The following is a 13,005-nucleotide window of genomic DNA, read 5'->3' as shown; positions in this document are numbered from 1 at the left end:
GCTCAGCCGACGGTGAAGAACCCCAGGGTGGGGGCGAAGGTACAGGTACGGGTCTCGCCGTCGGCGGTCTCGGTGGTCAGGGAGCCGGAGATGACCGCGGCCACCCGGCCGATCCCGGTATCGGCGACCGTCGATACCGTCGCGGGCCCCTCGGCGGCGTTGATACCGGCCTCGGTGGTGAGCGGCTGGACACCGGAACGGCGATTGTCGATGTTCACCCAGTGCACGGTCAGCGGCGGATCCTGCACCGGGGCAGCGGCTTCGGTGCCGAGCGCGGTGAGCACGAATGCCGTCTGCCCGACCCCGGGGCCGGGCGGCGGAATGGTGGCGGGGCCCGGGACGGCGAGCGCGGCGCCCACCGAATCGGACTTCGGCCCGATGCAGCCCTTGCCGACGGTCGGGTAGAGGAACTGCGCGATCCGCGGCCCGTCGGCGGGCGGCAGGTCCGGGCCACCGCCGCCGCTGCCGTCGAGGAAGGTGATGATCTTCTCCAGGGTGGTCGCGACCTGGTCGGGAATGCCGGGGGCGGCGAGCAGGGCGCGGGCCTGGGCCAGCAGCGCATCCGAGCCGCCGACGGCGATGAAGTCGGGGGCCGAGGTGACTCCGATTACCGTGCCGGCCAGCGTGGACAGCATTTCGTTGGAGACGTGCTCGGCGATGGTGGGGACCGCCGGTCCGGCCGCGGCGGGTGCGGCGACGGCCGGAGTGGGAGCGGCGAGCGACACGCTCACCGCGGTCGCGAGGGCAGCCAGGGCGGTACGTGATCCGCTGGTGTGCAGCACTGGTCGGACATCCTTCGTTCGTGGGATCGATGCGTGGCGCAGCGCCGTCGCCGATCGCTCTCGGCACCGATCCCGGTCGTGCGCCGGCCGGGCGGCGACACCGGGTGGGCGCCGAGCCTGACACAGGAGTGATTCAGATCGCAATCGATGCGGGCACTACTCCAACATGGGCATTCGGCCGGGCATGACTGTTCACAAGCGGCGCAGCGGCTCTCCCGGCGCGGTCACATCCGGCCCGTCGGTCAGCTGGTCTTGCGGTACGAGCGGGCCACGATGGCCGATCGCAGATACCACAACCCGGACAGCTCGGTGGGGTCGAATCCGGTCAGCTGCGCGACGCGCTTGAGCCGATAGTCGACGGTGTTGGTGTGGACGTGCAGTTTGCCCGCGGTGCGCCGGCGGTTCAGGTTGGTGCTGATGTGTTCGAGCAGGGTCTCCAGGAATTCCGGGTAGTCCTCCAGCGGGTCGAGTACGCTGCCGAGGAACTCGCGGCCGGGCCCGGGCCGGGTCAGCTGGTATTCGAGGGCCAGATCGTCGAAGTGGTACAGGCCGGGTCCGCAGTGCAGCCGGGCGACGATGTCGAGGAGTTCGTGCGCGCGCTTCGCGGCGTCGGGAACTTCGGCCGCCGGTGTCCGCACCACGGTCGCCGTCACCGGCACCCCGGCATGATCGGAGACGGATTCGATGAAGCCTTCGAGCCCGGCGGTGTCGAGGGTGCCCTGCGGAATCAGCAGCGTGCCGCCGGTGACACTGAGCAGGGCGAGGGCGCGATTGGAGCACCGATCGGCGAGCACCGCCTGCACGCGGCGCAGCTTCCGCCGGGCCACCACCTGGCCGTTGAGGCCCGGATGGGATTCGTCCGGATGTTCGGGCAGCACCAGCGCCAGGACGTCGTAGTCGTCGGCGACCTCGATCCCGGATTCCCGGGCCATCGCCGAGGTGGGGTGGCCGGCGAGTAGCGCCGAGGTCAGCGTGTGCACCGCGGCGTGGTGTTCGCTGACGACGCCGCGCAGTTCCCGGACATAGGCGCGGGACACGGTGACGTCGATCAGATCCAGGGCGTCGAGAATCCGGCGGGACAGGGCGCGCAGGATGTCGAAGTCGGCGGCGGTGGCGCGGTCGAGCACCAGGTCGAAACCGATTTTGAAGCCCTCGTGGATGGACCGCTGGATGGTGTCGATCGGGATCCCTTCCCGGGCCCATCCGGCCGCGGCCTGCTCCAGCCGGGCGGTGTGGGCGGGCATGTCCTGCCCGTCGAGCATGCTGATCGTCAGTTCCAGGCAGTAGCGCGTGACCGCGGTGATATCGCCGCGGAGTGCGTCGCCGGGGAGGGTGCCGCAGGGCACCACGTTGTCGGCGAAGTGCCCCACCATCCGGCGTGCCAGCTCTCGGACATCCTGCAGGGCCGCTCCCGCGCGCTGCCCCGACACGGTGAAACCGGGCTGTTCGATGGTGCTACCCGCCATGGTGATCCTTCCGACAACTGTGAAGCAGCCACAATCTATAACCAGTTCCTGGTGGTACGGACCGATCGAGCGCGGGTCTGGACGAAATGGCTCCAGACCTACTGCCCAGTTTGTGACACTTGACAATGCGGGGTATTCGGTCGGGAACATCAACTACCAGGGCCGATATGCCCATCGGCAACGATGTGGACAGCTCGCCGGGAAATCGCGGTGATGTGTCGTACTGTCGAGGCACACCGCCGTCGAGGGGCCGACAGGAGAATGATGAGCGCCGAGGAACACCACAGCGGGCCGGCGTATCACCGGTCGGACCCGATGACCGATGCGCTCCGGCAGATGTTCCATTCGGCGTTGACCATCGTGGACGCGGCCGAGGCCAGCGGGACCGGCACGCTGGCCGCCTTCCAACGGGCCGCCGACCGGTGCCGCTCTGCGCGGATCCCGCTGGGTGAGGTGCGCACCGCGATCTCCGCCGGTATCGCCGACGGTCTCCGCGACGGTGTCGGAGACCCCGGTGTCGACAACGAGATCCGGGCCCTGCACCGGCATCTGGACGCTACGGTCTGCGAGGCCTACCGCATCTGAGTCCTACCGGGCGGGCGCCTGCCGGAAGGCGGCCGCGGCGCGGTCAGGAACAGCTCGGTGGATTCGGGAACGGCCGCAGCTGTGGTTCCGGTCTCGGCTCGTCCGCGACGATGCGCACCGGTGCGGAAATGAGTGTCTCCCGAACCCGGGCGTCGTTGACCGGGTCGGGAGACACAGGGCTCGGGTCAGCGGGCGACGTTGCGACGCGTGGCCCGAGGGGTTCGGGTGGTCAGGGCGATTCGGCGCAGGGTGTTGTCGAAGGCACCGGCATCCTCGATGTTGCCGAGGTGACCGTGCGGCAGCACCTCGTAGCCGGCGAGGTTGCCGGTGCGCCGGAGGGTGTCGACGATCGGGCGGGACATGCGCTCGGGCAGCAGCCGGTCGCGGGCGCCGGCGAGCACCGTGGTCGGTACGTTCAGGTTGGCGGTGCCCGCGGACAGATCCATGTCCGCCATGGCGGCGGCGTGCCGGGCGCGCGCGAGGGGGCGGCAGGAGCGGATGATGCCGACGGCGAAGTCGACCTGTTCGGGATCGGCCTCCGGGGTCATGATCCGATGCTTGAACACCTGTTCGGTGAACCAGCCACCGGGGATCGGGAACGGGGCGAACAGCACGGCCTCGCCGACCGGCATCGGCATCCGGACCGGAGCGCCGGCCACCGTCACGGGGGCGTCTCCGAGGGTGAGTTGCTTGTTGAGCACCGGGAACAGGTCGGTCTCCCAGCGGATGTCCCGGTTGGCCGTATTGGCCAGCAGTACCGCGGTGGCGCGGGCCGCCACCTGCTCGGGATGATGCTTCGCCCAGGCCTGGATGGTCAGGCCGCCCATGCTGTGTCCGGCCAGTACGGCACGTTCGCCCGGCCGCAGCGTTGCATCCAGGACGGCGGCGAAATCGTCGGCGAGGGTGTGCTCGCTCGGAGTGGCCCGGCCCAGGCTGCTCTCACCGTGGCCGCGCTGGTCGTAGCAGACCACCCGGTAGTCCCCGGCGAAAGCGTTGATCTGCGGGTTCCAGTATTCGATCGCGCAGGCCCAGCCGTGCGCGAGCACCAGGGTGGGTGCGTCGTCGGGGCCGTAGACGTGCACGCGTAGATGGGCGCCGTCGGCGGTGATCACGGGGACGACCTGCGGTTCGACGGCGGGCTTGTTCAGCATGGCCGTCCGATAGGTGCGGGAACGCAGATCGGCACGGTACGAGGCGGTCAGAGCACCGTTTCCGAAACCGGCGACGGTGTTGCGCGCTGCCTGGAGGGTCATCATCGACTTCGCAAGCATGGGCACTCCTTTGTGTCTGCGGCCACAGTACAGTGCGAACAAGGCGCTAGCTAGTGTTAGCGGGTCACAGTGTCTCACTTGTTGTGATCTGGATCATAACCAGTTATCGCCCAGCGGCCTGCGATGTTTCGCCGAGTGTGGTGGGGCCGCGGACCGGCCGCTAACGTGGATGACCATGGACAGCACGTTGGCCGCCCGCCCCGCCGAAACCGGGCCCGGTCGCCGATCACCACTACGTGCCTACGGGCCGCCGTTGCTGGCGGCCGGAGCCGGGATCGCCGCCATCGCCCTGGTGCACTTCCGTGATCCGCACGAGAACTCCTACGGTGTGTGCCCGACCTTCGAGCTGTTCGGCATCTACTGCCCCGGCTGCGGTGGGACCCGGGCGGTGAACCTGCTTTCCGACGGCCGGATCGTGGACTCGCTGCAGAGCAATATCCTGGCGCTCCCGCTGGTGACGGCCTTCTTCGTCTTCGTCGCAGTCTGGCTGGTCCGGGCCCGGCGAGGTGAGCCGATGCGGCTGCCCGTCCTGCCGATGGTCACGGTGTGGCCGACGGTGATCCTGCTGGCCGCATACACCCTCTACCGGAACTCGCCCTGGGGCACCTGGCTGCTGCCGAGTTAGATCCGCGGTGTGCCGCGGCTGGCGTCGGCCGCGGGCACCCGGCAAGCTTGCGGTATGCGCGATTCCCTGAAGGATCGAGTCCGGCAGAAGCTGTTGCGCCAGCTCGCCGAGGACGGCCCGGACCCCGAGCACGACGACGTCCGGCGCAATTCCGTGGCCGACGACCTGGAAGCCCTCGAGATGGTGCCCTCCGACGACCCCCTGGTCGAGCAGCTCGCCGCGCGCTACCTGGTGTTCTGATGTCCGCCCAGGCCGCCCTGCGGGGGTAGCTGCGGCAGCGGTGCCGACAGCAGCCAGCTGTCCCAGAGCCCGCGCAGTGGTGACAGGCTGTAATGACCCGCGAGATCGGTGAACTCCTCGGTGGTCACCGAGGAATGCCGGTAACGCGCGGTCCATTCGTGCAGCAGTTCGAAGAACGCCGTATCGCCGAGTTCCAGCCGCAGCGTGTGCAGGGTGAGCGCGCCACGCTTGTAGACGCGATCGTCGAACATGTCCTTCGGGCCCGGGTCACCGACCACGATGTCCTGCGGCTGCCGGGCCAGGTTGGTGCGTGCGGCGCGGGCCATCTGATCGGCGGTCGGCCCGCCGGCCGCCTCGGACCAGATCCATTCGGCGTAGCAGGCGAAGCCTTCGTGCAACCAGACGTCGCGCCACCGGCTCAGCGTGAGGCTGTTGCCGAACCACTGGTGGGCGAGTTCGTGCGCGACCAGGCGCTCCGATCCGCGGCGGCCGTCGCAATGGTTGGCGCCGAACACCGAGATGCCCTGGGCCTCCACCGGGATCTCCAGCTCGTCGTCGGTCACCACCACCGTGTAGCCCGCGAACGGATACGGTCCGAACTTCTCGACGAACAGGTCCATCATCTGTGCCTGGCGGGCGAAATCGTATTCGAAACTCGCCCGCAACTGCGGGGGCAGCACCGCCTGCATGGGGACCTGGGCCCGCCCGTGCTCCACCCGATACTTGCGGTACGGACCGATCTGGATCGTCGCGAGATAGCTCGACATCGGTTCCGGCTGCTCGTAGGTCCAGGTGGTCTGGCTGGCCTTGGTCTGCTTGCGCACCAGGGCGCCGTTCGCGACGGCGTGGAACGGGCTGTCGGTGGTGATCGAGATCCGGTACGACGCCTTGGAACTCGGATGATCGTCGCACGGGAACCAGGAGGCGGCGCCGTTCGGCTGGCTCGCGACCAGGCTGCCCTCGGACAGTTCCTCCCAGCCGACCTCACCCCACGGCCCACGGACCGGCTTCGGCGTCCCCGCGTACTGCACCACCAGCGACAACATGCCGCCCGCCGGGATCTTCTGCTGCGGCGTGATCACCAGTTTGCCGCGCTGATGGGTGTACTTGGCCGCCTTGCTGCCGTTCACGAACACCTTGGTCACCGACAGCGACTGGGAAAGATCCAGGGCGAACCGGGGCCGGGCGGCCGTGGCCACCGCGGTGATCTCGGCCCGGCCGGCCAGCCGGTTGCTGCTCACTCTGTAGGTGAGGTCGAGTTCGTACCGGGAGACCCGATAGCCGCGATTGCCGTTCTGCGGCAGGTAGTCGTCGATCGGTTCCTCGTAGAACTTCCCGGTCATCGGGCGGCTCCGGAATGCCGGGGCGGGTCGTTCGTCCACGGTGCGATCGGGTTCCCCCACCAGTCGGTCGACGGCGGCACCACATCGCCGCGCATCACCAGGGAGGCCGGGCCGACGGTGGCCCCCGCGCCGATGTGTGCGGCGGGCAGGGCGACACAGTGCGGCCCCAGGGTGGCGCCGGCGTCGACGGTCACGGCATCCATGGACATGATGCGATCGTGGAACAGGTGGGTCTGCACCACGCACCCACGTTCCACCGTTGCGCCGTCACCGAGAGTCACCAGATCTGCCTCCGGAAGCCAGTAGGACTCGCACCATACCCCGCGGCCGATGGTGGCGCCGAGCGCGCGCAGCCAGATGTTCATCACCGGAGTACCGGTCGCGGCGCGGGCGAACCAGGGCGCGGCGACCGTCTCGACGAACGCATCGGACACCTCGTTGCGCCAGACGAAGGAGCTCCACAGCGGATGCTCGATCGCCCGGATTCGGCCGACCAGAAGCCATTTCGCACCGACCGCGGTGGCGCCTGCGACGGCGCCGGCCGCCATCAGCAACACCCCCGACAGCGCGGCGGCGCCGAGGTATCCGAGCTGCCCGGCGATCGCGCCCAGCGCGAACAACACGCCGAGTCCGATGGCGAAGGTGCACATCACCGGGATCAGCCGGCAGGTCTCCACGAAGGCCCGGGCGAGTTTCAGCCGCAGCGGCGGGTCGAAAGTGCGCGAGGTGTCGGCGGATTCGGCGGAACGACGCAACCGCACCGGCGGGCTGCCCAGCCAGGACGAACCGGCCTTGGCCTTGCTCGGCGCCGCCGAGAGGACCGCGACCAGACCGTTCTTCGGGACCCGGCGGCCGGGTGCGGTCATCCCGGAATTGCCCAGGAATGCCCGTTTGCCCACCTTGGCGCGTCCGATGTGCAGCCAGCCGCCACCGAGTTCGTAACTGGCGATCATGGTGTCGTCGGCGAGGAAGGCGCCGTCGCTGACGACGGTGAACCGGGGCAGCAGCAGCACCGTGGACGCCTCCACATTGCGGCCCACCTCGGCGCCCAGCAGCCGCAGCCACAGCGGCGTCAGCAGGCTGGCGTAGAGCGGGAAAAGGAAGGTGCGGGCGCCGTCGAGCAGGCGTTCGGTGGCCCACACCTGCCATCCGGTACGGCTGCGCACCGGGTGGTAGCCCTCGCGCAGGCCGATACTGAGCAGCCGGACCGCGACCACCGTCGCCGCCGCATACACCCCGAGGCTGAGCAGGGTGGCGACCGGCAGCATCGTGAAGGCCCGCAGCGCGGCCCCGCCGAGAGTCGTCTCGTCCCGGATCCACCAGGCGAGCAGCAGCCCACCGGCGGCCAGACCCAGGATCGGCATCGACGCCAGTGCCAGCGACGAGACGGCGAACACGGCGAGCCAGTGCGGGGCGCGGGCGGGCCGGTGGTCGGGCCAGCGTCGGCGCGCCTTACCGGTCTTGGTCGCGGGCGAACCGGCCCATTCCTGCCCGGCCTTCACCTTCCCCGCTACGGCGGACCCGGGCGCGATCTCGGCGTTCTTGCCGATCTTGGTTCCCGGCAGCAGGATCGATCGGGCACCGATCACCGCGCCCTCACCGACCACGATCCCGCCGATGTGCACCACATCGCCGTCGACCCAGTAACCGGACAGATCCACCTCGGGTTCCACACTGCAGCCGTCCCGCAGTTCGAGCAGTCCGGTCACCGGCGGCAGGGTGTGCAGATCCACGCCGCGGCCCACCTTCGCGCCGAGCGCACGGGCGAACGGAACCATCAGCGGCGCACCGGAGAGATTCTCCGCACCGCTGGCCTCGGACAGCCGGACCGCGGCCCACAGCCGCAGATGTACCGAACCGCCGCGCGGGTAGCTGCCCGGACGCACCCCGTGCAGCAGCAGCCGGGAGCCGAGGACACACAGCGCCATCCGGCCCACCGGCGAGATGAACAGGACGAACGCGGCCAGGATCCACCACCAGGACAACGACGGCAGCCAGGGCAGCGCGCCCGACCAGCCGGCGATCCCGGCGACGACGGCCAGCCAGGTGACCCACTGCAGGCCGGTCAGGGTGGTCAGCGGGACAGTGGCGAGGATCTGGGCGAGCTGTGCGCGTCGCGGAGTGGGCCGTACGTTGCGTTCCGGTGCCGCCGCCGCGGGGTCACTCGCCTCCAGGAGGGTGACCAGCGCCCCGAGCCGGGGGTGGTCGTAGAGGTCGGCGACCGTCACCTGCGGGTAGCGGGCCCGCAGCGCCGCGACCAGCTGGGCCGCCGACAGTGAGCCGCCGCCCAGATCGAAGAAATCCGCATCCAGGCCGGTGATCTCGGCGCCCAGCACCGCATCCCACTGCTGCGCCACCCAGGCGGCGGTGCCGGTCAGCCCGGTCTGCTCGGCGGACTCGCCCGGTAGCGGCCAGGGCAGGGCGGCCCGGTCCACCTTGCCGGAGGTACGGGTAGGCAGGTCGTCCACCACCGCCAGGCGCGGCACGAGCGGGGCGGGCAGCCGGTCGCCCAGCAGCGAACGGGCCCGCTTCACATCGAAATCCGGACCGGCGCCGGTCAGGTAGCCGACCAGGACCTTGTTGCCCGATCTGGTGGTGCGGATCGCCGCGGCGGCCCCGGTCACCCCGGGCAGATGCTGCAGTGCGTTGTCGATCTCACCCAGTTCGATGCGCCGGCCGCCCAGTTTGACCTGGTCGTCCGCGCGGCCGAGGAAGACCAGGCCCGCCGGATCGTTGCGGACCAGGTCGCCGCTGCGATAGGCGCGCTCCCAGCCGAGCGCCGGCAGCGGTGCGTACTTCTCGGCATCCTTCGCCGGGTCCAGATAGTGCGCCAGGCCGACGCCGCCGATCACCAGCTCGCCCGATTCGCCTTCGGCGACCGGATGCCCGGCCGGATCGACCACGGCGAGATCCCAGCCGTCCAGCGGCAGCCCGATCCGGACCGGTGTGCTGCCGTCGAGCCGGGCGGCGCAGGCGACGACGGTGGCCTCGGTCGGGCCGTAGGTGTTCCACACCTCGCGGCCGGTCGCGCCACCGGCCAGCCGTTCGGCGAGTTCCGGCGGGACCGCCTCACCGCCGAAGATCAGCAGCCGGACCGATTCGAGCGCCTCGGCCGGCCAGGTCGCGGCCAGCGTCGGCACGGTGGACACGATGCCGATATCGCGCCGCTGCAGCCACGGGCCGAGATCGGCCCCGGTGCGGACCAGGTCACGCGGGGCGGGCACCAGGCAGGCGCCGTGCCGCCAGGCCAGCCACATCTCCTCACAGGAGGCGTCGAACGCGACCGACAGGCCGGCCAGCACCCGATCGCCGGGGCCGATCGGCGCGCCCTGCAGGAACAGCCGGGCCTCGGCGTCGACGAAGGCGGCGGCATTGCGGTGGGTGACCGCCACGCCCTTCGGGGTGCCGGTGGAGCCGGAGGTGAAGATGATCCACGCATCGTCGGACGGTGCCGGATCGGTGCGTTCCGGTGCGGTGCCGGCGGCGGTGGTGTCCGATTCGATGCCGTCGGCAGTGACGATCGCGGTGACCCGGGCCTCGCCGAAGACCAGCTCGGCGCGTTCCGGCGGATCGTCCGCATCCACCGGGACATAGGCGGCGCCCGCGAACAGGGCGGCGAGAATCGTGATGTAAAGGGCGTTGCTGCCGGAAGGCATCCGCACCCCGACCCGGTCGCCCGGCCGGACCCCGGCGGCCAGCAGCTGGGCCGCGACCGCGGCGATCTCGGCCTGCAGCTCGGTGTAGCTGAGTACCGTGGTGCCGTCGTCGAGCGCCGGGGCATCCGGGTGTGCGTTCGCCGTCGCGATCAGGATGTCGACCAGGGTGCGGGGCGGCGCGGCCAGCTCGGCGCGTCGCAGTGGATCACTCGGCGTATTCGGCAAAACCTCTGTGTGTGGCTCGAGCATGGTGCCCTGTCCACCTTCCATCGGTCGGCCCCCATCGGTGGTGTAGTTGTTTCACGGTCGGGTTACCGGAGGGCAAACGTCAGTGTCACCGAATGCCAACGGTACTTGCAGCTGTGGGTGGCGGCCGGGCACTCTTCGTCGCCGGCCGGGCCGGATCACGCCTCGTCGAGCGCCTTGCGGATCAGCTCGTGCAGCGTGCGCTGCTCCCGGTCGTCGAGCCGGTCGAGGGTGCGCGCCGTGGCGTCGGCGATCAGCCGATCGGTGCGTTTGCACCGTTTGCGCCCGGCCTCGGTGATCTGCAGCCGGTATTTCCGGCGATCCTTCCCGTCCCGGGTGCGAACGACCAGTTCATCGCGTTCCAGCCCGTCGACGAGACGGACGATCTCGCTGCGGTCGATCCCGAGCGCGTCCCCGACCTTCTTCTGGGTCAGGTCGGGGTGCTCCTTGATGAAGGTGAGCACCCAGTGGTCGCGCAGCGGCACACCGATCTCGGCATGCAGCACCTTGACCAGGCGCCCCAGCGTGTACACCGGGTACCCGGCCAGGACGCTTGTCGGGCTCGCGTTCGAGGACATGGGACGACAGCCTAGCAAATAGTGGAGCTACTCAATCATTCGGTGTTGTGATGATCACGATGTGTGTCGATCGGCTCTGGTCGGGGTCGGCACCCTAGGGTGGCCGGAACTGACAGATCGGAGAGCGAAATGCCTGCGATACCGATTTCTACGGCGCGCCGGGGCCTGTCCTCGCTGGTTGCCCGCGTGAACAGCGATCACGACACCGTCACCGTCGTCACCGAGACCGGTGTGAATGCTGTTCTCGTGTCCGAAGACGACTGGAACTCGCTGCAGGAAACCCTGCATGTGCTGGCCACGCACGACGGCCGTCGGCTACGGGAGTCGCTGAACGATGCCCGGCGGGGCGAGGTGTACGAACGCGAGCTCATCGAACCCGCAGAGTGACCAGCGGGCGGCTGAGGACCGGCGCCGCCGGATCTCAGTCGAGAGCGGTCGGGCGGTGGTAGTCGCTGTTGTAGTAGAGCAGTGGGGCGGCGGCCGGCTTCTCGTCCGTGTTGTCGTGGACCCGGGTGACCAGGCCGATGACGATGCTGTGGTCGCCGATGGGGATGAGTTCGGTGAGGGTGGTCCGCAGCCAGATGGGGGTGCCGTGCAGGACCGGTTCGCCGGTGTCCAGGGTGGTCCACAGGGAATGGTCGGCGAAGCGCTCGGCCGCGGTGCGGGAGAACCGGTGCGCGAGGTGCCGCTGGTGCTCGCCGAGGAAGTGGATGACCACCGACCCCGCCCCCCGCAGTGCCTCGATGCTGGACGAACTGTGCGCGATATTGAACGAAATCAGTGGCGGATCCAGCGACAGCGACGCGAACGACGTGGCCGTGAACCCGACCGGCCCACCCCCCGCATCCAGCGTGACCACCGTGACCCCGGCCGGATAATGCCGCATCGACGCCCGATACTGCTCGGCGGTGATCCCACTGGGATCGTCGGGAATCGCCGGAACGGACTCACTGCGCTGCACATCACCCACCCGTCCGAAGCTACCCGGCGGCAGTCGATCGCGGCCGGGCGCCCGGTGGGCTCGGTCGAGGCCGGCCGTGCCGGGCTGCCGGTTGCCCACGTATTTCGATACTGATAGCGTCTCATGCGGATTTCGGTAGCGGCGCTGAACGGCGCCATAGGTGGGGGATTTGATGAATCTAGATCAGTTGCGAAATTCGGTCCCGGGCAAGTGGCAACAGGTGGCAGATGACCTCCTTGCGGCGGCCAAAGACTGTGAGGAAGCGGTTGCTGAGATTCATGCTAACGGCACGAGGAAGCTGGAGGCCTCGTGGCCCGACTATCTCGGCGATATCGCGCGGGACAGGATCAAGAATGTAACCGATGAGTTGCAGGAGATCGGAGTTCTGTTGCGCGGAGCTGTAACTGTTCTCGATACTCTGGAGGATGCGGCGCGTATAGCTCAGTCCTCGGCGTCCTCAGCAGTCTCAGGTGGAACAGTGGCGGGGCTTCGTCTGGAAGGCGAATCTTTCGTCGTGCCGCCGGATCATTTCGACTCCGACGGGGCTGCCATCGCATGCCTTGAATACAACGCGCTTATTCGAGATTCGATCGACGCGGCCACAAAAGCCGATGAGGAGGCCGTGGACGCGCTACGCAAGCTTGCCATCAGTATCGATCGAAACTCCTTGGAAGAAGTTAGGAAGCAACAGAGCTATGCGGTCCAGGATGCCCTGGACGCAATACGAGAGACACTGCCTATCGGGCAGAGTCCTGAAGTTGTCGAAAAGTGGTGGAACTCGCTACCGGTCAATCATCGAGAGGATCTGATGAAGGCGGTTCCCGTTGAATTGTTCGACCTCGAAGGTATTCCTGACAGTGTGAAGGACGAGTTGATGGGTGAGAATGGATACAATGCGGTGGAAGCTGCCCGCTATGCTCGGGAAAACGCTGAGGATACGTCGATAGATATCTTCAACAACAACTGTACGAACTTTACTTCGTATACCTTGGAGTCGGCTGGGCTGGCGCACAAAGGTGACGGTGGGTTGACCTCGAATCGGATGCTTGGACGAGGAGCCGAGCGTCTGGCATAGATTTGGAAGTCCCGGGAGTTGGATCGGTCCAGGGGGTAACCCACACCGAGACCTGGTACAACGCCGACAAACAGAAAGAGTTCTTTCTAAATAACGGGGCGGACGACGTCGGTGTAGACGGCGCCAAACCTGGCGACATCGTCTATTGGGAATATGGTGACCACCCTCCTGACGGTA

Annotated in this window: 12 protein-coding genes; 5 read left to right on the top strand and 7 right to left on the bottom strand. The window is 68.5% G+C overall.

What is annotated here, in order from left to right; genetic code table 11:
* Positions 1-2 precede the first annotated feature (2 nt).
* Together AC1HFH_RS25620 and AC1HFH_RS25615 are read right to left on the bottom strand one after the other, a co-directional pair.
* Complete coding sequence (locus AC1HFH_RS25620; protein ID WP_480245339.1) at positions 3-782, bottom strand: Rv1157c family protein; 780 nt, start codon at positions 780-782, stop codon at positions 3-5.
* A 242-nt stretch (positions 783-1,024) separates the two neighbouring features.
* On the bottom strand, positions 1,025-2,248 hold the full coding sequence (locus tag AC1HFH_RS25615; protein ID WP_480245338.1) for a PucR family transcriptional regulator: 1,224 nt from the start codon (positions 2,246-2,248) through the stop codon (positions 1,025-1,027).
* Positions 2,249-2,512: 264 nt separating this feature from the next.
* Between AC1HFH_RS25615 and AC1HFH_RS25610 the strand changes: the two genes are divergently transcribed.
* Positions 2,513-2,833, top strand: coding sequence for a hypothetical protein (locus AC1HFH_RS25610; RefSeq protein ID WP_480245337.1), 321 nt, complete (start codon positions 2,513-2,515; stop codon positions 2,831-2,833).
* A gap of 185 nt (positions 2,834-3,018) precedes the next feature.
* Here the strand turns inward: AC1HFH_RS25610 and AC1HFH_RS25605 are convergent, their stop codons facing one another.
* A complete protein-coding gene (locus AC1HFH_RS25605) occupies positions 3,019-4,104 on the bottom strand; it encodes an alpha/beta fold hydrolase (RefSeq protein WP_480245336.1) in 1,086 nt (361 codons plus the stop codon).
* 175 nt (positions 4,105-4,279) lie between these two features.
* Between AC1HFH_RS25605 and AC1HFH_RS25600 the strand changes: the two genes are divergently transcribed.
* Positions 4,280-4,729 (top strand): DUF2752 domain-containing protein, encoded by a 450-nt coding sequence (locus tag AC1HFH_RS25600; RefSeq protein ID WP_480245335.1) that lies wholly within the window; start codon positions 4,280-4,282, stop codon positions 4,727-4,729.
* A 54-nt stretch (positions 4,730-4,783) separates the two neighbouring features.
* Positions 4,784-4,969: a hypothetical protein gene (locus AC1HFH_RS25595; protein ID WP_480245334.1), complete on the top strand. Its 186-nt coding sequence runs from the start codon at positions 4,784-4,786 to the stop codon at positions 4,967-4,969.
* Here the strand turns inward: AC1HFH_RS25595 and AC1HFH_RS25590 are convergent.
* The 3 genes from AC1HFH_RS25590 to AC1HFH_RS25580 all read right to left on the bottom strand — a co-directional run bounded on the left by AC1HFH_RS25590 (position 4,954) and on the right by AC1HFH_RS25580 (position 10,792).
* Entirely contained in the window at positions 4,954-6,312 is a 1,359-nt protein-coding gene (locus tag AC1HFH_RS25590) for a M1 family metallopeptidase (RefSeq protein WP_480245333.1), read from the bottom strand. The two genes, AC1HFH_RS25595 and AC1HFH_RS25590, sit on opposite strands and share 16 nt — an antisense overlap.
* The gene (locus AC1HFH_RS25585; protein WP_480245332.1) at positions 6,309-10,217 is read right to left on the bottom strand and encodes a Pls/PosA family non-ribosomal peptide synthetase; all 3,909 of its coding nucleotides are present in this window, start codon (positions 10,215-10,217) and stop codon (positions 6,309-6,311) included. Before AC1HFH_RS25585 ends, AC1HFH_RS25590 begins: the two co-directional genes overlap by 4 nt.
* A gap of 155 nt (positions 10,218-10,372) precedes the next feature.
* The gene (locus tag AC1HFH_RS25580) at positions 10,373-10,792 is read right to left on the bottom strand and encodes a MarR family winged helix-turn-helix transcriptional regulator (RefSeq protein WP_480245331.1); all 420 of its coding nucleotides are present in this window, start codon (positions 10,790-10,792) and stop codon (positions 10,373-10,375) included.
* A 129-nt stretch (positions 10,793-10,921) separates the two neighbouring features.
* On the opposite strand from AC1HFH_RS25580, the gene AC1HFH_RS25575 reads away from it, so the two are divergent.
* A complete protein-coding gene (locus AC1HFH_RS25575) occupies positions 10,922-11,179 on the top strand; it encodes a type II toxin-antitoxin system Phd/YefM family antitoxin (protein ID WP_480245330.1) in 258 nt (85 codons plus the stop codon).
* A 34-nt stretch (positions 11,180-11,213) separates the two neighbouring features.
* On the opposite strand, the gene AC1HFH_RS25570 is transcribed toward AC1HFH_RS25575, so the two are convergent.
* Complete coding sequence (locus AC1HFH_RS25570; RefSeq protein ID WP_480247978.1) at positions 11,214-11,678, bottom strand: flavin reductase family protein; 465 nt, start codon at positions 11,676-11,678, stop codon at positions 11,214-11,216.
* 247 nt (positions 11,679-11,925) lie between these two features.
* Here AC1HFH_RS25570 and AC1HFH_RS25565 point away from each other — a divergent pair, with 247 nt between their 5' ends.
* The gene (locus AC1HFH_RS25565) at positions 11,926-12,828 is read left to right on the top strand and encodes a hypothetical protein (protein ID WP_480245329.1); all 903 of its coding nucleotides are present in this window, start codon (positions 11,926-11,928) and stop codon (positions 12,826-12,828) included.
* Positions 12,829-13,005: the final 177 nt, after the last annotated feature.

It is taken from the genome of Nocardia sp. KT25-26, assembly GCF_056627695.1.
The sequence above is the reverse complement of the archived record's forward strand: the minus strand, read 5'-3'. Positions and strand labels throughout refer to the sequence as shown.

Excerpts from the sequence above, each read along its gene's own strand:
- AC1HFH_RS25585 (WP_480245332.1), bottom strand. The coding sequence starts at position 10,217 with ATGCTCGAGCCACACACAGAGGTTTTGCCGAATACGCCGAGTGATCCA.
- AC1HFH_RS25570 (WP_480247978.1), bottom strand. The coding sequence starts at position 11,678 with ATGCGGCATTATCCGGCCGGGGTCACGGTGGTCACGCTGGATGCGGGG.
- AC1HFH_RS25590 (WP_480245333.1), bottom strand. The coding sequence starts at position 6,312 with ATGACCGGGAAGTTCTACGAGGAACCGATCGACGACTACCTGCCGCAG.
- AC1HFH_RS25580 (WP_480245331.1), bottom strand. The coding sequence starts at position 10,792 with ATGTCCTCGAACGCGAGCCCGACAAGCGTCCTGGCCGGGTACCCGGTG.
- AC1HFH_RS25610 (WP_480245337.1), top strand. The coding sequence starts at position 2,513 with ATGAGCGCCGAGGAACACCACAGCGGGCCGGCGTATCACCGGTCGGAC.
- AC1HFH_RS25595 (WP_480245334.1), top strand. The coding sequence starts at position 4,784 with ATGCGCGATTCCCTGAAGGATCGAGTCCGGCAGAAGCTGTTGCGCCAG.
- AC1HFH_RS25565 (WP_480245329.1), top strand. The coding sequence starts at position 11,926 with ATGAATCTAGATCAGTTGCGAAATTCGGTCCCGGGCAAGTGGCAACAG.
- AC1HFH_RS25605 (WP_480245336.1), bottom strand. The coding sequence starts at position 4,104 with ATGCTTGCGAAGTCGATGATGACCCTCCAGGCAGCGCGCAACACCGTC.
- AC1HFH_RS25575 (WP_480245330.1), top strand. The coding sequence starts at position 10,922 with ATGCCTGCGATACCGATTTCTACGGCGCGCCGGGGCCTGTCCTCGCTG.
- AC1HFH_RS25600 (WP_480245335.1), top strand. The coding sequence starts at position 4,280 with ATGGACAGCACGTTGGCCGCCCGCCCCGCCGAAACCGGGCCCGGTCGC.
- AC1HFH_RS25615 (WP_480245338.1), bottom strand. The coding sequence starts at position 2,248 with ATGGCGGGTAGCACCATCGAACAGCCCGGTTTCACCGTGTCGGGGCAG.